This window comes from Azospirillum isscasi, assembly GCF_030849505.1.
In the GTDB taxonomy this organism is placed as follows: domain Bacteria; phylum Pseudomonadota; class Alphaproteobacteria; order Azospirillales; family Azospirillaceae; genus Azospirillum; species Azospirillum isscasi.
Genome location: NZ_JAUJFI010000107.1, coordinates 1 through 20,763, shown reverse-complemented (window position 1 = coordinate 20,763; position 20,763 = coordinate 1). Strand labels below are relative to the sequence as shown.

Genomic DNA, 20,763 nt, shown 5'->3' with positions numbered 1-20,763 from the left:
CGACGGGTCGGTCCCGGTGAGCCGCCCGGTCCGCCGTACCCCCCTGGTGCGCGCCGTGGCGGTGGCCGCCGGGCGTGCCGTGGCGGAGGCCACGCCCGCCGCCCCGTCCGCCGAATCCCCGACAACGCCCGCGCCCGGCACCGCCGCCGAGGCGGAGGCCCTCGGGCGGCTGATCCTGGTGGCGGAGGACAACGCCATCAACCGCAAGGTCCTGCACATGCAGCTCACCTCCCTGGGCCACACGGCGGAGATGACCAACGGCGGGGCGGAGGCGCTGGCCGCGCTGGAGCGGCGGCGCTACGCCCTGCTGCTGACCGACATCCAGATGCCGGAGGTGGACGGGTTCGAGCTGACCCGCCGCATCCGCGCGGCGGAGCGCGCGACCGGCGCCCATCTGCCGATCGTCGCTCTGACCGCCAACGCCGCCCCGGCGGACATCGACAGCTACCGCGCGGCGGGCATGGACGAGGCGCTCAGCAAGCCGGTGGATCTGGCGAAGCTCGGCGCCGCGCTGGCCCGCTTCCTGCCGCCCGCGGGGCCGGCCCCGGCGGCGGTCCTGCCCGTGGCAACGCCCCTTCCCCCGCCGGTACCGGACGATCCGCCCGTGGCCCTCGACGTGCTGCGCCAGATCTGCGGCGGCGACCGGGCGCTGATGGACGAGCTGCTGGGCGACTTCGCCGGCATCGGGCGCCACATCGCGGACGGGATCGCCGCCCCCGTCGCGGCGCGGGACGGGGCGGCGGTCCGCGCGGGCGCCCACAATCTGAAGGGCTGCTCCCGCAACGCCGGGGCCAAGCCGCTCGGCAACGCGGCGCAGGCGCTGGAACAGGCCGTCGCGGAGGACGCCGCCTGGGACCGGGTGGCCGCGCTGGCCGCGGCGGTGGAACAGGCGATGCGGGAGGTCGAACGCTTCGTCGGCGCGCTGCCGCCCCACTGAACGCCCCCGGCATATCCCTTTGTCCATTCGAAGAGGCGCCCGATTGGGGTATGGTCCCCGCGACCCGTCACGCCGCGAGACGCGCATGAACCGCCGCCAGTTCTCCAGCCTGCTGTTCTCCCTGCCGGTGCTTCCCTACGCGGCCCCCATCGCCGCCCAGGACAAAGCTCCCGCCCTGGGGGAGGAGCTGACTCCCTTCGGCGCGGTGCGCGGCGCCAGCCGGACGCGGGCCATCCCGCCCTGGAAGGGAGGGCTGACCCGTGCCCCCGGCGGCTGGAAACCGGGAAGCCATCTGCCCGACCCCTTCGACGAAGACGGGCGCTGGTTCACCGTGGGGCCGGCGGATCTGGAGCGTTACAAGGTCCGGCTGTCCGGCGGCCTCCAGGAAATGCTGGCCAAGTACCCGTCCTTCGAGATCCCGGTCTTCCCCAGCCGGCGCAGCGCCGCCGCCCCCCAGCGCGTCTACGACGAATCGATCGAGAACGCCAAACGCGCCAGGCTGGGCGAGAACGGTCTGGCGCTGAGCGGAGCGCGGGTGGGCGTGCCCTTCCCCATCCCGGCCAACGGCGTGCAGGCGATGTGGAATCACATCCTGCGCTGGCGCGGAAATTCCTTCAGCCGCACCGGGGCGACGGTGTTGCCGGAAGCCGGCGGCATCCACACCGCGGCGGTCTACCGCGAGGACTGGCAGTCCAGCTACGCCGCCGGGATCGACGGCGGGCGTCCCTTCCACTACCGCCGCACCACCCTGATGCCCAAGGCGGAGGCCGGGACGACCCTTCTGCTGCACGGCACGCTGAACCCCATCCAGGCCGGCTTCGCCGCCTGGTTCCGTCCGGGGGAGACCGGCAAGCCCGTCCGCGCGCCCGATTTCGTCTACGACACCCCGGACCCGGCCAGCGGCGGCATCCGCACCGCCGACATGCTGGACATGTTCAGCGGCCCGCTGGACCGGTTCGATTTCGCGCTGGTGACGCGGCGGGAGATGTATGTGCCCTACAACGCCGCCCGGATGAACACGGCCAATCTGGCGCCGGTGGATTTCCTGTGGCTGGGCCACCCCAACCCGCAGTTCCTGCGCTACGAGATGCACCGCGTCTGGATCGTGGAGGCGCGGGTCAAGCCCAACTTCCGCCACGCTTTTCCGGAACGCACCTATTATCTGGACGAGGATTCCTGGCAGATCGTCATGGCCGACCATTACGACGCCAAGGGCGATCTGGTCCGCTATGCGGAGGCGCACGGGGTTCCCTACCCCCAGGTGCCCGCCTTCGCCCCGGCGCTGGAGATCACCTACGATCTCTCCGGCGACCGTTATGTGGTCAATGGTCTCGACAACCAGCTCGCCCCGCCGGATTTCACCAAGCCCCTGCGGCCCGAGGACTTCGCCCCCGACACGCTGGAGCGCAAGCGGCGGCGCTGGTAAGGGCGGCGGTTGAAGGCGGTCAGTGCCGGACCGGACCGGCCACCCACTGGCTGACGATGGTTTCCGCCTGGAAGGGCGGGGTTTCCGGATGGTGGTAGCGGAAGACGGTCACCGCGGCTTCCAGCGCGTAGCGCTCCGGCTGGCCGCAGTCGCACAGGCCGGCGTAGCAGCGCTGGACCGCGTCGCGGCAATTCAGGCTGACCGTCGGGTAGGGGTCGATCGTCAGCCAGCGCGTGTCTTTCATCGACGCTCCCCGCCTTCCCCAGAGTTGCCGTCCGTGGCGCCGCCGTCGACAGAAACGCCGTCGAGCGGAACGCCGTAGATTTCCAGCCGGTGACCGACGATGCGGTAGCCCAGTTCCCGCGCGATGCGCTCCTTCAGCGCCTCCAGCTCCGGGCTGGCGAATTCGATGATCCGCCCGCTGCGCGTGTCGATCAGATGGTGGTGATGGTCGGTGGACGCCTCTTCATAGCGGGCGCGCCCGTCGCCCAGATCCACCTTCTCGATCACCTGCGCGTCTTCCAGAAGGCGCATGGTGCGGTAGACCGTGGCGATGGAGATGCGCGGATCGATCAGGACGGCGCGGCGGTGAACCTCCTCCACGTCCGGATGGTCCTCCGACTCCGACAGGACCTGGGAGATGACCCGGCGTTGGCCGGTCATCTTCAGTCCCTTTTCCAGGCACAAGGATTCGAGCCGCGACGTCATTGCCCCACCGCCTTTGCCATCCGTTTCGGCGCCGTTGTACCCGCAACGGGAGGCGCCATGCTGCAGCGCCCATCATAATACTGAAATTCATTCGCAATCTTATACCCTGTTTTTTTATCCGGGAATTCGCGCGACAAAAGGCCGCAGCCGTTCGAGCACCGGGGGCAGTGGGGGGGTGCACCGCCGCCGGCCTTGCTCCGCGGCGGCTCCCGGCGGATGATCGGTTGTGCAACAAGAATCCCAGGATTAGGGGGAACAAGGATGAAACGAACTGCACGGACCGCGGGCGCCGCTCTTCTCGCCGCCTGCGCCGCTCTCGCCACCACGCCCTTCGCCGCGGCGCAGACTCCCGGACAGCCCCAGGCCCAGGCCGCCATGAAGGATGCCGACGGCAAATCGCTGGGCACCGTCACGCTGACCCAGTTTCCGCAGGGCCTGCTGATCCACGCCGAACTGGACGGGCTGAAGCCCGGCTGGCACGCCGTCCACATTCACGAGAACGGCGCCTGCGCGCCCAACTTCGCGGCGGCGGGCGGCCATTTCAACCCCGGCGGCGGCAAGCACGGGATGGACACCGCGCCGATGCACGCCGGCGACCTGCCGAACTTCCTGGTGGACGCCGGCGGCAAGGGCGGGTTCCAGTTCCTGTCCCACGCGGTCACGCTGGGCGACGGCCCGGCCAGCCTGTTCAAGCCCGGCGGCACCGCCTTCGTGGTCCACGCCCAGGCGGACGACTACACCAGCCAGCCGGCGGGCGCCTCAGGCGACCGCGTGGCCTGCGGCGTGATCGCCAAGCCGTAAGGCGGCCTTCCCTATCCCTGGCGCTCTCCCCTGGCCGCACCGGTCCGGCAAACGGACGGGTGCGGCCAGGGGCGGGACATTTCCTGTCCGGAACGGGGCCAAGGCCCTTGTTTGCTTGCCAAAAGCCGCCCCACCGCCTATGTGTGTCCGGTCGATTTTGCTTTGGGGCTGCCGGCTCCTCGTTGTCCCGGTACCGGCGCCGATCGCGCCTTCCCACGGTGAATTGATGGCTCCGCGCACTCCCGCGGCGGAGCGCCCCAAGCCACGCCGCCTCCCGGCACCGTCCGGGCACGGCCCAGGTGCAGCCTCTGTTCACGTGACCAGGACCCTCCCCGTATGACCGAATTCAGTGGCCTCGGCCTGATCGAGCCCCTTCTGCGCGCCGTCGCGGAGGAGGGTTACCAGACCGCCACGCCGATCCAGGCCGGCGCCATCCCCGTTCTTCTGGAAGGCGGCGACGTGCTCGGCCTCGCCCAGACCGGCACCGGCAAGACCGCCGCCTTCACCCTGCCGATCCTCCAGCGGCTGTTCGAAAACAAGAAGCGCCTGCAGGCCAAGGTGCCGCGCGCGCTGATCCTGACGCCGACGCGCGAGCTGGCGCTGCAGATCGGCGAGAGCTTCCGCACCTATGGCCGCCACCTGCCGATCCGCCGCACGGTGATCCACGGCGGCGTCGGGCAGAGCCCGCAGGTCGCCGCACTCGCCCGTGGCACCGACGTGCTGGTGGCCACGCCGGGCCGCCTGCTGGACCTGATGGCCCAGAAGCAGTGCGTGCTCGACCAGGTCGAGATCTTCGTGCTGGACGAGGCCGACCGCATGCTCGACATGGGCTTCATCCGCGACGTGCGGAAGGTGGTCGCGGTCCTGCCGAAGCAGCGCCAGACCCTGCTGTTCTCCGCCACCATGCCGGAGGCCGTGGTCGAGCTGGCCCACAGCATCCTGACCGACGCCGAGCGGATCGAGGTGGCGCCCCAGTCCACCACGGTCGAGCGCATCGCCCAGCGCGTGCTGTTCGTGGACCGCGCCGACAAGCGCCGCCTGCTGGCCGACCTGCTGCAGGACGACGCCATGGGGCGGACCATCGTCTTCGCCCGCACCAAGCACGGCGCCGACCGCATCGCCGACCATCTGAAGAAGGCCGGCGTCCCGGCGGACGCGATCCACGGCGACAAGTCGCAGTCGGCCCGCGTGCGCGCGCTGGAGTCCTTCCGCAGCGGCGACCTGAAGGCGCTTGTGGCGACCGACATCGCGGCGCGCGGCATCGACATCGACGGCATCACCCACGTCATCAACTTCGACCTGCCGAACGAGCCGGAAAGCTACGTCCACCGCATCGGCCGCACCGCCCGCGCCGGCACCGACGGCAGCGCCGTGTCCTTCTGCGACGCGGAGGAGGTGGCGTACCTGAAGGCCATCGAGAAGACCATCCGCCAGCCGGTCCCGGCGGACCACGACCATCCCTACCACGCGGCGGTGGTCGCGGCGATCCACGCCTCCTCCGCCAAGCCGCCGAAGCCGGCGCCCAAGCAGCCCCGTCCGGGCCGCGGGCAACAGCCGGGCGGCAACAAGCCGCAGGGGCAGAAGGCTCAAGGCCAGAAGCCGCAGGCGCCGCAGGGCGCGCGGGTTCAGGGCGCCACCGGCGAGCAGCCGCTGAAGGCCAAGGCGTCGGTCAACCAGCAGAACCGCCACAACCGCCGCCCCACCCCGCATGGCGGCCAGCCGGGCGGAAACAAGCGGTCCGCGGCGTGAAGCTTTCTGGTGCGCGGCGGAGCCATCGTTCCCCGCGCACCGCCCGGTTCGCCGCGCCCGGCTCATTGATCGGCCCGCCACGCGTCGGGGCAATGCCCTTGCCGTCCTAACGCGGATGCGATCCGCTTTGGACCGCGACGGCGGCACCGGCCGCACATACGGCCGAAGCCCGCCTTTTTCGCTCATCTGCATTTTCCCGTTCCGCCGGACGCCGGCAACGACCCGCAGCGTCACCCGAAAAAGCGGGCGAGGTGGCGAGGACCGCCGGGTAAAAACTGCAATCCCTGTTCCTACTATGGATTGAGCCTGAATCGAGATATTATGGCTCGAGACAAAGGCAGAAGGGCCGGTCGCACAGAAATTGTCATCCCGATAAAATCACCAAGCAAGAGCCATTTTGTAGAGGAAGAGAGTTATGCCGATGAAAATCTCAGCACAGGAAGGCTCTTCTGTTTCCGCAGAATGCAGAAATACTGCAGACAAATTCGTGTGTGCGATATGCTTGGGAACAGATTTTAATTTTATCGAGAAACTCTCTATTGGCTGGTGGATAACCGATGACAAGGAGCTGGCGCGCGCAAAAAGGAGCACCAGCATTGGCAATTGTCTGACCTGCGGACACGTACAGGCTGTTGGTCCGTTTACGCCCGAAAGTGTTTCTAATCTGTATGCGCCGAGCGATGAAAAACCAACAGAATTGAGCGATCTTCTTTCGAATAGAGCACCTTCGCCGTATGCCAACCTTTTCGATTTTTGCTATCCCGATCTCGATTTAAGAAAAGTGACCAAGGCCGCTGACTTTGGATGCGGCTCTGGCTGGCTATTGGCTGCCCTGCACGACAAATACGGCATTCCTTGCCATCGGTTGTACGGCATCGACTTCCAGCCCAGCGCCCCAAAAGACTTCATGACAATTCACACCGACATCAACTCCGCATCGTTATCGGGCAGGAGCATCGAAGGACTTCCAACGGATTTGGATTTCGCATCATCCTACATGACTTTGGAGCATGTGATCGATCCGCGAGCGGTTCTAAGATTAATCGGCCGGCACCTGAAAGCCGACGGCTATCTCTATGTTATGGTGCCGGATGCCGAATCGGCAGGGAATCCCGCTCGAAGCGGCGATGTCCCGTTGGTCCATGCACACCACCTGCACTATTTTACGAAATCGTCCTTGGCCGCCCTGGCGGTAACAAGCGGATATCAAGTCGTCCGAACGGAAAGCATAGAAAACGAAACCTGCCCAGGCCTCGTAGCGCTTCTTCGGAAGGGCGGAGGGTTCGGCGCGGCACCAGCCGTCAGCCTCTGTCTGCGGTCGACAGAAGCAAGATACGAAAAAGCAGCATCGGTGATTGAGAAGGCTTTGGACGGCGGTGGAATTCTTCGCCTTTGGGGCGCTGGGAACGACCTCACAATCCTGCTGAACCGATCAAATGCATTGCAGCAGGCGATGGTCTCGAAGGTTTCTGTTCGCTTGTATGACTCGTCGCTGCACGGACACACCTTCTGTGGCCGCCCTATCGACAATTCGGAGGTTATAGCCAAAATCAAGGGTGATGACTGGCGAATCATCCTCACACCCATGCAGGAATGCATCAGAAATTCGATGAAGGCATTCGCCGAAACACACGGATTCCATGAGAAGGTGATCGATCCATACCTGTGAATCAGCAATCATCAGAGAAAAATTCCCTGATAATTACTTCTGAACTGGAAAACCATCACCGCCCGCGGCAGTCTGTCCCCGCTGGCCCGAATCGGACGGATCGCGTCGTTCTGGAAAAAGCCCTCCGCCCATCGGGGAGGAGGGCCAACGCAAGCGATGCCGCCGGCATCACCGCGCGAAAATCTGCCCCATGTCCTGGAAGCTCTTGAACTCCAGGGCGTTGCCGCTCGGGTCCAGGAAGAACATGGTGGCCTGCTCGCCCACCTGACCCTTGAAGCGGATCTGCGGCTCGATCAGGAACCTGATCCCCTCGGCCTTCAGCCGGTCGGCCAGCGCGTGCCAGTCGTCCCAGGCCAGGATCACGCCGAAATGGCTGGCCGGCACCTCCTCGCCGTCCACCGGGTTGGTGGCGCGGCTGCCGGCCTCCTCCGTCACATGCGCGACGACCTGATGGCCGTAGAGGTCGAAGTCGATCCAGCGGTCGGATTCCCGCCCCACCCCGCAGCCCAGGATGCCGGCGTAGAAGGCCCGCGCCTCCTCCTTGTCGCGGACGGGGAAGGCGAGGTGGAAGGGCGGAACGGGTTTGCTGTCGGTTGCGCTCATGCTCACGGGGGTCTTCGCCCCCCTCCCTGTTGCTGTTTACCCGACCAGTTTAATCAGGCAAACGCCGTCCTGTCTCGGGATCGAACAGGTGCAGCGCGTCGGGCGGCGCACCGACCCGCAGAGTCTCGCCCTCGCGGCAGGACGGCAGGCCGGCGACGCGGACCAACAGCCCCTCCCCGTCCGGCAGGCGGCCATAGACCACCGTGTCGGCGCCCAGCGCCTCCACCAGCTCGACGGTGACGATCAGCGGCCCGTTGCCGGGGGTGACGGCCAGATGCTCCGGCCGCACGCCCAGCTTGACGGGGCGCCCGGCCATGCCGGGCCGCGGGCTCGGCAGGAGGAAAGCCGTGCCGCCGGGCAGAACCACCCCCTGCCCGCCAGCGTCGAAGCGCGCGTCCAGCACGTTCATCGGCGGCGACCCGATGAAGCCCGCCACGAACAGGCTGGCCGGGCGCTGATAGACCTCCAGCGGCGTGCCGACCTGCTCCGCCACCCCGTGATTCATGACCAGGATGCGGTCGGCGAGCGTCATCGCCTCCACCTGATCGTGCGTCACGTAGAGACTGGTGATGCCCAGCCGGTCCTGGAGCCGCTTGATCTCCACCCGCATCTGGGTGCGCAGCTTGGCGTCCAGGTTGGACAGCGGCTCGTCGAACAGGAAGGCGGCGGGCTCCCGCACGATGGCGCGGCCCATGGCGACGCGCTGGCGCTGCCCGCCGGAAAGCTGGCTGGGGCGGCGCTCCAGGAAGCGGTTCAGCTCCAGGATCTCCGCGGCCTTCGCCACGCGCGCCCGGATCTCGTCCTTGGGCAGCCCGCGGATCTTCAGCCCGTAGGCCATGTTGTCGAACACGCTCATGTGCGGGTAGAGCGCGTAGTTCTGGAACACCATGGCGATGTCGCGGTCCTTGGGCTCCAGCCCGTTGACCACCCGCCCGCCGATGGCGATCTCGCCGCCGGTGATGCTCTCCAGCCCGGCGACCATGCGCAGCAGCGTGGACTTGCCGCAGCCCGAGGGGCCGAGCAGCACGAGGAATTCCCCATCCGCGACCGCGATGTCGATGCCCTTGATGGCCTCGACGGAGCCGTAGGACTTGCGGACCCGATTCAGATCGACCGTTGCCATGATTCCTATTTCTCGCTGTCCACAAGGCCCTTGACGAACCAGCGCTGCATCAGCACCACCACCGCCACCGGCGGCAGCATGGCCAGCACCGTCGTCGCCATGATCAGGTTCCAGTCGGTCGCGGCCTCGCCGTTGCCGATCATCTTGGTGATGCCGATGACCACCGTTTCCATGTCCGCGCTGTTGGTGATCAGCAGCGGCCACAGATACTGGTTCCAGCCGTAGATGAAGAGGATGACGAACAGCGCCGCGATGTTGGTGCGCGACAAGGGCAGCACCACGTCCACGAAGAAGCGCAGCGCCCCCGCCCCGTCGATCTTTGCGGCCTCGACCAGCTCGTCCGGGATGGTCAGGAAGAACTGCCGGAACAGCAGCGTCGCCGTGGCCGAGGCGATCAGCGGAACGGTCAGCCCGGCGTAGCTGTCGATCAGGCCGAGGTTGGCGACCACCTCGTAGGTTGGGATGATGCGCACCTCCACCGGCAGCATCAGCGTGATGAAGATCATCCAGAAGAAGACCATGCGCAGCGGGAAGCGGAAGAAGGCCACCGCGTAGGCCGAAATGATCGAGATGGCGATCTTGCCCAGCGCGATGACCAGCGCCATGACGAGGCTGTTCCACATCATGATGCGCACGGGCGTGTGCATGACGCGGTTGCCCTGGGATTCGCTCCAGGCCGAGGCGTAGTTGTTCAGCATCTCCCCGCCGGGCGTCAGCGGCAGGTTGCCGCGCCCGATGGTGGCGGCGTCCCAGGTGGAGCCGATGACCGTCACATAGATCGGGAAGGCGAAGACCAGCACGCCCAGCATCAGGATGAGGTGCGGGACCAGGTCCATCAGGCGTCCGCCGGAGCGCGGGGTGGCGCGGTCGGGGGTCATGAGTAATGCACCTTGCGCTCGACGAAGCGGAACTGGATGGCGGTCAGCGCGATGACGATGACCATCAGGATCACCGACTGCGCCGAGGAGCCGCCCAGGTCGTGGTTGACCACGCCGTCCTGGTAGACGCGGAAGATCAGCGTCTCCGTGGCCTTGCCCGGCCCGCCGTGGGTCAGGGCGTGGATCGTGCCGAAGGTCTCGAAGAAGGCGTAGACGACGTCCACCACCAGCAGGAAGAAGGTCGTCGGCGACAGCAGCGGGAAGGTGATCGTCCAGAAGCGGCGCACCGCCCCGGCCCCGTCGATGCTCGCCGCCTCCAGCACGGAGCGCGGGATGGCCTGGAGCCCGGCCAGGAAGAAGATGAAGTTGTAGGAGACCTGCTTCCAGCTCGCCGCCAGGATGACCATGGTCAGCGCCTGCCCGTCGTTCAGCCGGTAGTCCCAGGCGTAGCCGAGATCGTTCAGCGCGCGGCCCAGGATGCCGATGTCCGGGTTGAAGATGAACATCCACAGCACCGCCGCCACCGCGGGGGCCAGCGCGTAGGGCCAGATCAGCAGCGTCTTGTAGGCCGCCGCCGCCCGGATCTTCGAATCGGCCAGCACCGCCAGCCCCAGCGCGGAGGCCAGCGACAGGACGGTCACCGACACGCTGAAGACGATGGTGGTCTCCACCGTCTGCAGATAGTTCGGGTCGCTCAGCACCGCCGCGAAATTCTCGAACCCGACGAACTGGCTGCGCAGGCCGAAGGCGTCCTGGAGATGGACCGACTGCCACAGCGCCTGCGCCGCCGGCCAGATGAAGAAGACCAGCGTCACCGCCACCTGCGGCGCCAGCAGCAGGTAGGGCAACGCCCTGTTGTCGAAAATCACGCGACGTTGCATGAAAGCCTTCGGTTGTCTCCGGTTCCTTCGCCCTCTCCCGCCCCGGGAGAGGGAAGGGACCCGCGCGAAGCGTGGGAAGGGTGAGGGTGCCGGCAAGGATCAGTTTCTTGATCGTCGTACGACTCTCACCCGGCCCTTCGGGCCACCCTCTCCCGGGACGGGAGAGGGGAACGAACCGCCGCGCCGCTCAGTTCTTGTTGGCGCGCTCGAAGTTGCGCAGGACCGTGTCGCCGCGCTTCACCGCGTTGTCCAGCGCCTGCTGCGCGGTCTGCTGGCCCTGGAAGGCCCGCTCCATCTCCTCCTGGATGATGTTGCGGATCTCCGGCAGGTTGCCCAGCCGCAGCCCCATGGTGTTCTCCGTGGTGGCCGTGCGGGTGAGCTGCACCGCCGGCACCTCGGCGCCGGGGTTCTTCTCGTAGAAGCCTTCCTTCTTCGCCAGCTCGAAGCCCTGGAGCGTCACCGGGACGTAGCCGGTGTCCATGTGCCACTTGGCGTCCACCTCCGGGCGGGCGAGATGGCTGAAGAAGGCGGCGACGGCCTTGTACTCGTCGGCGGTGCGCTTGGGCGAGGTCATGACCCAGAAGGCGGCCCCCCCGATGATCGAGTTCTTCGGCGAGGAGATGGCGTCCGGCCAGTAGGGCAGCGGTGCGGCGCCCCAGGCGAACGTCGCCTCCTTCACGATGCGCCCGCGCAGGCCGGAGGAGGCCTGGATCATCGCGCACTCACCCGACGGGAACAGCGAGTCCGCGGCGTTGTCGCGCCCGCCGTAGCGCAGCGCCCCTTCCTTCTGCAGGTCGATCAGCGTCTGGAGATGCTTCACGAAGAACGGGTCGTTGATCTTCAACGTGGCGCCCAGGCCGCCGAAGCCGTTGGCTTCCGACGCGAAGGGCTTGTCGTGCAGGGAACCGACCTGCTCGAACTGCGTCCAGGTCGGCCAGGAGAAGGTCATCGGGCAGGTCACGCCCGCCGCCTTCAGCTTGCGCGCCGCGTCGGCCACCTCCGGCCAGGTCGCCGGGGGCTTGTTGGGGTCGAGCCCGGCCTTCTGGAAGGCGTCCTTGTTGTAGAAGGTGATGGTGGTGGAGCTGTTGAACGGCAGGGCCATCATCTTGCCGTCCTTGGAGCTGTAATAGCCCCGGACCGCCGGGATGTAGGCCGCGGCGTCGAATCCCGACCCGGTCTCGCTCATCAGCTGGTGCACCGGCTTGATGGCCGGGCCGGCGGACAGCATGGTGGCGGTGCCGACCTCGAACATCTGCACGACATGCGGGGCGTTGCCGGCGCGGAAGGCGGCGATGGCCGCCTGCATCGTCTCCGGATAGCTGCCCTTGAAGGTCGGGTTGACCTGGACCTTGTCCTGGCTGTCGTTGAAGCCCTTCACCACCTGTTCGAGCTGGCCACCGAGCGGCTGCGGCAGGCCGTGCCAGAATTCGATGACGGTCTTCTGCTGGGCATGGGCGGCGCCGGTAAGGCCGGCGGCGAGCGCGAAGGCGGCCGTCGGGACGGCAAGCTTGCGGCGGGTCGGCATGGTGGTCTCTCCCTCAACCAATCGATTGCGTGATCCTGCTGACATGCAGGGCGCGGGTTGCGGTCCCGCGACGGTCTTTTGAAGATTTGATGACTCGTCCGGCGTGCGCGTGCGCCGACGCGCCGCATCCGCTCCTCGCGGTTGCAACGTTTGCCGCGCGGGTTTGCCGCGCGGGGGCGCAGGACAGGATTCAGGACGGTGGCGGGCGCCGCGTCGGCATCGAAGATTGTCCTCCCTGGACGTGTGGTTCTGTTTTTCCACAGCCTCAAGGATAGAGGGGATCACTGTCAATCAGCCGTACGTACCAATACCGACGTAGCACCGTGGCCCTATTTCCGGGCGAGCGCCCAGACCGCGGCGTCATCCCGGCACAGGGAGCCGGCCAGTTGCGACAGGTCGCCGCCCATCAGGCCCGAGGAGCGCAGCAGGCAGTAGGAACGGCTCGGCGCCGAGAGATAGAGCGCCGCCGAAGGGGAAGCGACGGAAGGTGCGGGGTAGAGAGCGGCGGGCGGCGGGCAGTAATAGGGCTGCGCACCGGGGTTGTAGCCGGGAACCAGCCGATCCAGACCGGGCCGGGGGCCGAAGACGCAGCCGTGCTTGTCCCACTCCAGGCTCGTCGTCTGCGCGGCGGCGGGCAGGACCGCGACGGCGGCCACCGTCATCCCCGCCAGAAGACCGGCCAGCCGGCACCCTGCGTTGCGGCCCATGTTCCCTCCGATCCAAGGCCGCACCGAAGGCTCACCCAGAGCACGACGCTGGGCGGCGCGGCGGGCCGTGAACGGCCCTGGCCTTGGAAGGGAATTATGCGCGCTCCGGCGGCGTCCGGCGCGGCGCCGATGGGCGGGGCTTCAAGCGCAAGCGTGGGCGCTGCTACCTGTTCGTTCGGCGGGATGGAAGGAAAGCAGCCCGCCCCCTTACGCCGCACTGCTCTTCTCGGCCGGCAGCGCCTCGGTGCTGTCGGCGGACAGCGGAACCTCCACCGCGAAGACCGAGCCCTTCCCGGGCACCGAGCGCAACGAGACCGGCAATCCCAGCAGCGCCGCCAGACGCCGCACGATGGCGAGGCCGAGCCCCAGCCCGTGCCGGCGGTCGCGGGCCGGGTTGCCGAGCTGGTGGAAGTCGTCGAAGATCGCCGCCTGGTCGGCGGGGGCGATGCCGATGCCGGTGTCCCACACCTCGATCCGCAGCGCCCCGCCGCGCCGCCGGGCGGCCAGAAGCACCCCGCCCGACTCGGTGAAGCGCAGGGCGTTGGACAGGATCGGGCGCAGAAGCTGCTCAAGCAGCACCGGGTCGGTGCTCACCTCCGCATCCGCCGGACGGACGTTGAAGCGCAGGGCCTTGGCGTCGGCCTCCGGAGCGAATTCGTTGAGCAGGCGGCCCAGCGTCTCGTCGATCGGGAAGCTGTGCACCTGCATCCGGACCAGCCCGGCCTCCAGCTTCGACACGTCGAGCAGGGCGCGCAGAAGCGTCTCCGCCGCCTCGATCGACATCTCCAGCTTCTCGCCGAGATCGCGCGCGCCCGGATCGGTCAGGCGCCCCATCAGCAGATGGTGGAACAGGTGCATGGCCTGGAAGGGCTGGCGCAGGTCGTGGCTGGCCGCGGACAGGAAGCGCCCGATGGCGGTGCGTCCCTTCTCGGCCTCCAGCCGGACCCGCTCCGCCTCGGCCTTGGCCCGCTCCGCCTCGGCGCGGGCGGCAACCAGAGCGGCGGCGTCCGTGTCGGCGATGGCGGCGACCGAGGTGACCGCCCCATCGGCGTCGCGCACCGGGCTCAGCATCACCTCGCCTTTGGGCAGCAGGCCGAAGGCGGTCACCGGCGCCCCGGTGAGGACGGTGCGGCGGACCTGCGCCTCCAGTTGGGCGACGATGGCCGCTGGAATGCCCAGATCGGCCAGCCCCTTGCCCTCCACCTCCTCCGGCAGGCAGCCGAAGGTTGCAGCAAAGGCCTGATTGACCACGAGAAGCCGCGCGTCCAGCCCAAGCAGAGCGTGAGCCGTGCCGTTGGCGGAGAGCAGAGCCTCAAGCCGGATCATACGATCCGTCATATGACTTTCGGTTGAGTTCTTGCTGGGATACTCGGCCACGACTTCACCGCAAAGGCTGGAATTACACCATATTTATCTTGCCACTTGGGCACCGGAGTCAAATGTCACATGCAAGACTCACTTGGGACAAATTCCGTTTGAATGTGAAAGAGCACGGCCCCATTGGCCCCGGCGGGCCGCGCGGTTTATAAATCAGGTATGTTCTTCCGCCGCAAAATCCAAAGCCCGAAAGCCCAGCCTCCCCGCCCCAAGGCCCCGCGCGCCCTGACGGTCGCCGGACTGCCGATGCCGCTGGAGCTTCGGGAAAGCGCCCGCGCCCGCCGGATGACCCTGCGGGTGGACGCCGGGCGCGGCCTGATCCAGGTGGTGATCCCCGTGGGCGTGCCGGAGGCGGAGGCCCTGCGCTTCGTCGGACGGCACGACGGCTGGGTGCGGGCGCGGCTGGCCGCGCTGCCGCCGCAGCTTCCCTTCGCCGACGGTGCGGTGGTGCCTTATCTGGGGATCGACCACGTCATCCGGCACAGCCCCGACCTGCGCGGGGCGACTCGGCGGGAGGACGGCGCGATCCTGGTCGGCGGCCGGGCGGAGCATGTCGCCCGCCGGGTCCGCGACTTCCTGATGGCGGAGGCGCGGCGCGAGTTGGCCGAGCGGTCGCGCGCCAAGGCCGCGCAAATCGGCGCGCGGGTCGCCGCCGTCACCGTGCGCGACACCAGGAGCCGGTGGGGAAGCTGCTCCGCCACCGGGCGGCTGTCCTTCTCCTGGCGGCTGATCCTGACGCCGGAGTCCGTGCTGGATTACGTGGTCGGGCATGAGGTCGCGCATCTGCGCGAGATGAACCACTCCCCGCGCTTCTGGGCCTTGTGCTTGCAATTGACCGGCGACGTGCAGACGCCCCGCCTCTGGCTGAAGGCCAACGGCGCGCGGCTGCTGCGCTATGGCGAAGGGGGCGGCGAGGGAGATGGCGAGGGGGCGGAGATGGTTTCATCTGCAAATGACGGCCATGCCGAAACGCCGTGACGGGGTTGCGCTTGCGCTCTGGTAGAGTGCGCCTCCCCAACCGCGCCCGCCCTGCCTGACTGCCCCTGCCCGACCCTCTCCATGCCCCGCCCCGATTCCCTGACCGTCCGCGTGCTGCTGACGGCGCTCGTCGCCTTCGGCCCGCTGTCCACGGACCTGTATCTGCCCTCCCTGCCCACGCTGGTCACCGTGTTCGGCACGGACATCGCGACGGTGCAGCTCACCCTGTCGGTCTTCCTGGCCGGTTTCGCGGTGTCGCAGCTCGTCTACGGGCCGGTGTCCGACCGGTTCGGGCGGCGGCCCGCCCTGCTGGGCGGCATCGCCGTCTATCTGGTGGCGAGTGCCGCCTGCGCGCTGACCGACGACATCGGGACGCTGATCGTCGCCCGCTTCTTCCAGGCGCTGGGCGCCTGCTGCGGCCCGGTGGTGGCACGGGCGGTGGTGCGCGACGTCTTCGGGCGCGACCGGGCGGCGACCGTCCTGGCCTATATGGCCATGGCGATGACCCTGGCCCCCGCCGCCGGCCCCATCCTGGGCGGCGTCCTGACGGAATGGTTCGGCTGGCGGAGCAACTTCCTGCTGCTGACCGGCTTCGCCGCGCTGATCCTGGCCGCCACCTGGGCCTGGATGGGGGAAACCAACGCCAACCGGGACGAGACGGCGCTCCAGCCCGACCGGCTGCTCGCCAATTACGCGCTGCTGCTGCGCGACCGGACCTTCGTCGGCCAGATGCTGACGGTGGCCTTCGCCTACAGCGGCATCTTCGCCTTCATCTCCGGTTCCAGCTTCGTGCTGATCGGGCGGCTGCACCTGACGCCCGCGCAGTACGGGGCGAGCTTCGGCGCGGTGGTGCTGGGCTATGCCGTTGGGTCCTTCCTCGCCGGGCGGCTGAGCGCGCGGCTGGGCGGGCCGCGGATGATCCGCACCGGCACGGCGGTTTCGCTGGCCGGCGGCCTGCTGGGGGTGGGGCTGGCGCTGGCCGGAGTGCTGCATCTGGCGGCGGTGGTGGCGCCGGTCTTCCTCTTCATGCTGGGCGCCGGGCTGACGCTGCCCAACGCCATGGCCGGGGCGGTCGGCCCCTACCCGATGATGGCGGGGCTGGCCTCCTCGCTGGTCGGCTTCGTGCAGATGAGCGTGGCGGCGCTGATCGGCGTGGCGATCGGGCACACCCACGCGGACAGCCAGCTTCCCATGATGGCCGCCATCGGGCTGGTCGCGCTGGGGGCGGTCCTGGCCCACCGGTTCCTGGTCAGTCCTCGGGCTTGACGGGCTCCGGCATCCAGCGCATGGCGTAGGAGAAGACGATCATCACGGCGAGGCACAGCGCCAGCGCCATGCCGGCCAGCACATAGAAACCGGCGCCGCAGGCGATGCCCAGCGCGCCGGCCATCCAGATGACCGCCGCGGTGGTCGCCCCGCGCACGGTGGTGCCGGCGCGGAACATCACCCCGGCGCTGATGAAGCCGATGGCCTGGGCCACGCCCTGGATGACGCGGGTCGGGTCCATCTCGCCCCCGCTGCCGCCCGCCCGCCCGGCCATCCCCCAATAGAGTTCCAGCGCCACCAGAGTCGTCACCGCCGCGCTGATGGCGACCAGCGTGTGGGTGCGCAGGCCCGCCGCCTTGCCCCGGATCTCGCGGTCGAAGCCCAGCGCGGCCCCGCAGACCGCCGCCGCGGCCAGCCGGGCGGCGATGTCCCAGACCGGAATGGCCGTACTCAAGTCCATGTTTTTCCTCCGTATTTTTACGTTTTGGTGACGCTTGCCACTTTTTTGCGCCCGACCGCATTTTTCTCTTTAAAAGGCGGCCCGTTCGATCTATGTAACCGCAACTCGCAAGCGCACGTGCCGCTGGCCCGCCCCTCGTCCTTTTCGAGATGTGGTTATGCAACGACGTAACGCGTGATCCCCGACCGTCCCTTAAGCAAGGCGGCGACTTGGAGGTTACGATGGTTCATGTTGTTGTGGGTGGGCGTCGGCTCACCCGTCTCCGACTTTTCCCGGTTCTGTCCAGTCCGGTCCTTCCCCGCAAGGCAGCACGGCAGTCCAGTATGGGCGGCCTGAACGCCTGACCGTCTTTTCTTTTTGACCGGTCAGCAGCGTTCGGCCGCTCCGCCCCTGCTTTTTCACAATTTGTCCGACACCTGCATCTTGCGTCCGGGAGACTGAGATGACCGAGAAGATTGCGCGCTTTTTCGAAGAGCAGCGTCCCCAGACCCCGTGCCTCGTCGTCGATCTGGACGTCGTGGAAGCGAACTACCACGATCTGGAGGAAGCGCTCCCCGACGCCAAGATTTTCTACGCCGTGAAGGCCAACCCGGCGCCGGAGGTCCTCAGCCTGCTGACCCGCCTGGGCTCCGCCTTCGACACCGCGAGCGTGCCGGAAATCCAGATGGTGCTGGCCGCCGGCTGCACGCCGGAACGCATCTCCTACGGCAACACCATCAAGAAGGAAGCCGACATCCGCCGCGCCTTCGAGCTGGGCGTGCGCCTGTTCGCCTTCGACAGCGAGGCGGAGTTGGAGAAGATCGCCCGCGCCGCCCCCGGCGCCCGCGTCTTCTGCCGCATCCTGACCTCCGGCGAGGGCGCCGAATGGCCGCTGTCGCGCAAGTTCGGCTGCGACCTCGCCATGGCGCGGGAACTGCTGCTGAAGGCCCGTGACATGGACGTCGTGCCCTACGGCGTGTCGTTCCACGTCGGCTCGCAGCAGAAGGACCTGATGCAGTGGGACCACGCCATCTTCCAGGTGGCGCAGCTCTTCCGCGAGCTTGAGGTGCTGGGCGTCGATCTGGGCATGATCAACCTGGGCGGCGGCTTCCCCACCCGCTACCGCACCGACGTGCCGGAGACCACCGCCTACGGTCAGGCCATCTTCGAGTCCCTGCGCACCCACTTCGGCAACCGCCTGCCGGAAGCCATCGTGGAGCCGGGCCGCAGCATGGTCGGCAACGCCGGCATCATCGAGAGCGAGGTCGTGCTCGTCTCCCGCAAGTCGGCCAACGACGTGAAGCGCTGGGTCTATCTGGACATCGGCAAGTTCAGCGGCCTGGCCGAGACGATGGACGAGGCCATCCAGTACCCGATCCAGGTGATGGGAGACGACGGAGAGGGCGAAGCGGAAGCGGTTGTTCTGGCCGGCCCGACCTGCGACAGCGCCGACGTGCTGTACGAGCGCGCCGAGTACAAGCTGCCGATGGACCTGAAGGCCGGCGACCGCGTGCGCATCCACGCCACCGGCGCCTACACGACCACCTATTCGGCGGTCTGCTTCAACGGCTTCGCCCCGCTCCAGCAGATCTGCATCTGACGGTCCGGCGGTCCGGTTGAAGAAAAGGCCCCTCCTCCTTCGGGAAGAGGGGCCTTTTCTTTTGGGCCGTATCCTGCGTGGACAAGGGTGGCGCTGACGGCACCCGAAGACGAAAGCCGGATGCGAAAAGGGCCGCCCTGTCAGGGGCGGCCCTTTACTTTGCGGTCTCCCGCAGCCGGAACGGCGGCATCACGCCTTCCAGAACGGCTTGCTGATCTCGCCTTCGACGTCGATCTGGGAAATGCCGATGTCGTGCAGCATCCGGTCGTCCAGCCGAGCCAGCTCGCGGCGGGTGATGGCGCGCTGCCGCCACAGGGCGAACGTGTCCAGAACGCTGTCCAGCACATACGCCACCGGAGCAGCCCGCAGGGTGCGGCCGAAGGGGGCCGTGCGCAGAGCGATTGCCATGGTGGTCATCCTATCTTCTGAAGGTCCCGAGGGGGCCTGCCGGAAGTGGCCGCCGCGCCCTCGCTTTGTGAGAAAGAATATTACTCATCCCGCGCAAACCCGCCACCGCCATGTGGGTATGTGAGCCGTGTGCTTTCTCGATAGCTGTCGTAGGAATATCACCGATGCAGGAATAATGGGCCAATGCACAGTTTTTGTGCGTCACAAATTGTGCAGAACACCAACAGACAGGGACGGAAAGGGCGGCGCTGGACAGGCGCCCCGGCGCGGCCTACCTCTGGTCCCGACAGCCGCCCGACGTGAGTCCCCGCCATGATCGACACCATCGCCTTCGACGGCGACGACACCCTGTGGCACAACGAGTCCCTGTTCTCGATGACCCAGGACCGCTTCCGCGCCCTCCTCGCCAACCATCTCCAGGAGCCGGCGGACATCGACCGGCGGCTGTTGCAGGCGGAGCGCGAGAACCTCCGCGTCTACGGCTACGGCATCAAGGGATTCGTCCTGTCGATGATCGAGACGGCGGTGGACCTGACTGACGGGCGCATCGGCGGGCGGGACATCCAGAGCCTCGTCGAGTTCGGCAAGGCGATGCTGGAACACCCGGTCGATCTGCTGGACGGGGTGCAGGAGGTGGTGGAAGGGCTGTCCGGGCGCTACCGGCTGATGCTCGTCACCAAGGGCGACCTGTTCGACCAGGAAAGCAAGATCGCCCGTTCCGGTCTGGCCGAGCGGTTCGACGCCATCGAGATCGTCAGCGAGAAGGACCCGGCCACCTACCGCCGCCTGCTCGACCGGCACGGGGTGGACCCGGCGCGCTTCGTGATGGTGGGCAATTCCGTGCGTTCGGATATCCTGCCGGTGCTGGCCGCGGGCGGCCACGCCGTCCATGTGCCCTACCATGTCACCTGGGCGCACGAGGAGGCCGAACCGCCCGCCGAGAATTACCGCCGCATCGACAGCCTGCACGGCCTGCCGCCGCTGCTGGCCGCCTGGTGAAGGGGAGACCGTGATGAGCTTCGCCCTGCTGACCGATCCCGCCCGCCCCGCCGTGGAACCCGAAACCGGCGGCCCGGCCCCTGACCGCGTCCTGTCCGGCGCGCCGGTCTTCACGACTTGGAACGAGTACGAATCGCCGGACGGCAAGCGCTTCGCCGGCGTCTGGCGCTCCACCCCCGGCTCCTGGCGGATCGCCTACGACGAGTGGGAGTATTGCGAGATCCTGGAAGGCACCAGCACCATCGCCCACGCCGACGGGCGCCGCTGGAGCGTCGGCCCCGGCGACCGCTTCACGCTGGAGCCGGGCTTCGAAGGCGTGTGGGAGGTGGTGGAGACCACGACGAAGCGCTACGTGGTGATCCTTCCCTGACAGGGGTTGCGCGTGGCGGTGCGTTCGGCACAAGCGCACCCCCCTCACCCGAACCCTTTCACCGGAGGGGAGAGGGGACATCAGCCGAGCAGATGGACGACGCCCAGCTCGGCGCGGTTCAATACGACGATGGCCTTGCGCCCGATCTCCACGGCCAGCACGCCGAGCGCCATGATCGAGACCGCCAGGACGATCCGCGCGATGTCGCGCGCCCAGGCGCGCCGCTTGCGCCGCCGGGCCGCCAGATGGGCGGCCAGCTTCTGCCGCAAGGCGCCGCCGCGGCGCCCGTCCTTGCGGTCCAGCGCGCCGCTCAGCAGCG

Annotated in this window: 22 protein-coding genes; 10 read left to right on the top strand and 12 right to left on the bottom strand. The window is 67.8% G+C overall.

Annotated features, from left to right (window positions below; all coding sequences use genetic code 11):
* Both QSG27_RS19365 and QSG27_RS19360 read left to right on the top strand, forming a co-directional pair.
* Positions 1 to 937, top strand: a 937-nt coding sequence (locus QSG27_RS19365) for a response regulator (RefSeq protein WP_306708996.1), incomplete at its 5' end; no start/stop codon positions are given.
* 85 nt (positions 938 to 1,022) lie between these two features.
* Complete coding sequence (locus QSG27_RS19360) at positions 1,023 to 2,363, top strand: DUF1329 domain-containing protein (protein WP_306708994.1); 1,341 nt, start codon at positions 1,023 to 1,025, stop codon at positions 2,361 to 2,363.
* A 19-nt stretch (positions 2,364 to 2,382) separates the two neighbouring features.
* Here QSG27_RS19360 and QSG27_RS19355 read toward each other — a convergent pair whose 3' ends face one another.
* Entirely contained in the window at positions 2,383 to 2,607 is a 225-nt protein-coding gene (locus QSG27_RS19355) for a hypothetical protein (RefSeq protein ID WP_306708993.1), read from the bottom strand.
* The gene (locus QSG27_RS19350; RefSeq protein ID WP_306708992.1) at positions 2,604 to 3,071 is read right to left on the bottom strand and encodes a Fur family transcriptional regulator; all 468 of its coding nucleotides are present in this window, start codon (positions 3,069 to 3,071) and stop codon (positions 2,604 to 2,606) included. The genes QSG27_RS19355 and QSG27_RS19350 overlap by 4 nt, the downstream gene beginning before the upstream one ends.
* Positions 3,072 to 3,332: 261 nt before the next feature.
* On the opposite strand from QSG27_RS19350, the gene QSG27_RS19345 reads away from it, so the two are divergent.
* The 3 genes from QSG27_RS19345 to QSG27_RS19335 all read left to right on the top strand — a co-directional run bounded on the left by QSG27_RS19345 (position 3,333) and on the right by QSG27_RS19335 (position 7,290).
* Complete coding sequence (locus QSG27_RS19345; protein ID WP_306708991.1) at positions 3,333 to 3,872, top strand: superoxide dismutase family protein; 540 nt, start codon at positions 3,333 to 3,335, stop codon at positions 3,870 to 3,872.
* Between the two features lie 336 nt (positions 3,873 to 4,208).
* Positions 4,209 to 5,621, top strand: a complete 1,413-nt coding sequence (locus tag QSG27_RS19340; RefSeq protein ID WP_306708990.1) for a DEAD/DEAH box helicase — start codon at positions 4,209 to 4,211, stop codon at positions 5,619 to 5,621.
* A gap of 415 nt (positions 5,622 to 6,036) precedes the next feature.
* Complete coding sequence (locus QSG27_RS19335) at positions 6,037 to 7,290, top strand: class I SAM-dependent methyltransferase (RefSeq protein WP_306708989.1); 1,254 nt, start codon at positions 6,037 to 6,039, stop codon at positions 7,288 to 7,290.
* Between the two features lie 168 nt (positions 7,291 to 7,458).
* Here QSG27_RS19335 and QSG27_RS19330 read toward each other — a convergent pair whose 3' ends face one another.
* From QSG27_RS19330 to QSG27_RS19300, 7 genes are all read right to left on the bottom strand, one after another.
* Complete coding sequence (locus QSG27_RS19330; protein WP_306708998.1) at positions 7,459 to 7,893, bottom strand: VOC family protein; 435 nt, start codon at positions 7,891 to 7,893, stop codon at positions 7,459 to 7,461.
* 49 nt (positions 7,894 to 7,942) lie between these two features.
* Entirely contained in the window at positions 7,943 to 9,016 is a 1,074-nt protein-coding gene (locus tag QSG27_RS19325; RefSeq protein WP_306708988.1) for a sn-glycerol-3-phosphate import ATP-binding protein UgpC, read from the bottom strand.
* Positions 9,017 to 9,021: 5 nt separating this feature from the next.
* Positions 9,022 to 9,894 carry a sn-glycerol-3-phosphate ABC transporter permease UgpE gene (gene ugpE / locus QSG27_RS19320; protein WP_306708986.1) on the bottom strand — a complete coding sequence of 291 codons (873 nt, stop codon included), beginning with the start codon at positions 9,892 to 9,894 and terminating at the stop codon, positions 9,022 to 9,024.
* Entirely contained in the window at positions 9,891 to 10,775 is an 885-nt protein-coding gene (gene ugpA / locus QSG27_RS19315) for a sn-glycerol-3-phosphate ABC transporter permease UgpA (RefSeq protein ID WP_306708984.1), read from the bottom strand. Before ugpA ends, ugpE begins: the two co-directional genes overlap by 4 nt.
* A 187-nt stretch (positions 10,776 to 10,962) precedes the next feature.
* Complete coding sequence (gene ugpB / locus QSG27_RS19310; protein ID WP_306708983.1) at positions 10,963 to 12,300, bottom strand: sn-glycerol-3-phosphate ABC transporter substrate-binding protein UgpB; 1,338 nt, start codon at positions 12,298 to 12,300, stop codon at positions 10,963 to 10,965.
* Between the two features lie 329 nt (positions 12,301 to 12,629).
* Entirely contained in the window at positions 12,630 to 13,007 is a 378-nt protein-coding gene (locus QSG27_RS19305; RefSeq protein ID WP_306708981.1) for a hypothetical protein, read from the bottom strand.
* A gap of 207 nt (positions 13,008 to 13,214) precedes the next feature.
* Positions 13,215 to 14,345 carry a PAS domain-containing sensor histidine kinase gene (locus QSG27_RS19300; RefSeq protein WP_306708979.1) on the bottom strand — a complete coding sequence of 377 codons (1,131 nt, stop codon included), beginning with the start codon at positions 14,343 to 14,345 and terminating at the stop codon, positions 13,215 to 13,217.
* A 198-nt stretch (positions 14,346 to 14,543) separates the two neighbouring features.
* Here QSG27_RS19300 and QSG27_RS19295 point away from each other — a divergent pair, with 198 nt between their 5' ends.
* Together QSG27_RS19295 and QSG27_RS19290 are read left to right on the top strand one after the other, a co-directional pair.
* Positions 14,544 to 15,362 carry a M48 family metallopeptidase gene (locus tag QSG27_RS19295; RefSeq protein ID WP_306708977.1) on the top strand — a complete coding sequence of 273 codons (819 nt, stop codon included), beginning with the start codon at positions 14,544 to 14,546 and terminating at the stop codon, positions 15,360 to 15,362.
* 81 nt (positions 15,363 to 15,443) lie between these two features.
* Positions 15,444 to 16,628: a multidrug effflux MFS transporter gene (locus QSG27_RS19290; RefSeq protein WP_306708975.1), complete on the top strand. Its 1,185-nt coding sequence runs from the start codon at positions 15,444 to 15,446 to the stop codon at positions 16,626 to 16,628.
* Here the strand turns inward: QSG27_RS19290 and QSG27_RS19285 are convergent.
* Complete coding sequence (locus tag QSG27_RS19285; RefSeq protein ID WP_306708973.1) at positions 16,612 to 17,088, bottom strand: MgtC/SapB family protein; 477 nt, start codon at positions 17,086 to 17,088, stop codon at positions 16,612 to 16,614. The genes QSG27_RS19290 and QSG27_RS19285 overlap by 17 nt on opposite strands.
* 442 nt (positions 17,089 to 17,530) lie before the next feature.
* Between QSG27_RS19285 and QSG27_RS19280 the strand changes: the two genes are divergently transcribed.
* Positions 17,531 to 18,667: a type III PLP-dependent enzyme gene (locus tag QSG27_RS19280; protein ID WP_306708971.1), complete on the top strand. Its 1,137-nt coding sequence runs from the start codon at positions 17,531 to 17,533 to the stop codon at positions 18,665 to 18,667.
* Positions 18,668 to 18,856: 189 nt separating this feature from the next.
* Here the strand turns inward: QSG27_RS19280 and QSG27_RS19275 are convergent, their stop codons facing one another.
* On the bottom strand, positions 18,857 to 19,075 hold the full coding sequence (locus QSG27_RS19275) for a DUF1127 domain-containing protein (protein ID WP_306708969.1): 219 nt from the start codon (positions 19,073 to 19,075) through the stop codon (positions 18,857 to 18,859).
* A gap of 312 nt (positions 19,076 to 19,387) precedes the next feature.
* On the opposite strand from QSG27_RS19275, the gene QSG27_RS19270 reads away from it, so the two are divergent.
* Positions 19,388 to 20,074, top strand: coding sequence for an HAD family hydrolase (locus QSG27_RS19270; protein ID WP_306708967.1), 687 nt, complete (start codon positions 19,388 to 19,390; stop codon positions 20,072 to 20,074).
* Positions 20,075 to 20,087: 13 nt separating this feature from the next.
* On the top strand, positions 20,088 to 20,444 hold the full coding sequence (locus tag QSG27_RS19265; RefSeq protein ID WP_306708965.1) for a cupin domain-containing protein: 357 nt from the start codon (positions 20,088 to 20,090) through the stop codon (positions 20,442 to 20,444).
* Positions 20,445 to 20,524: 80 nt separating this feature from the next.
* On the opposite strand, the gene QSG27_RS19260 is transcribed toward QSG27_RS19265, so the two are convergent.
* Positions 20,525 to 20,763 (bottom strand): hypothetical protein (locus QSG27_RS19260; protein ID WP_306708963.1); only part of this gene is annotated, 239 nt, incomplete at its 5' end.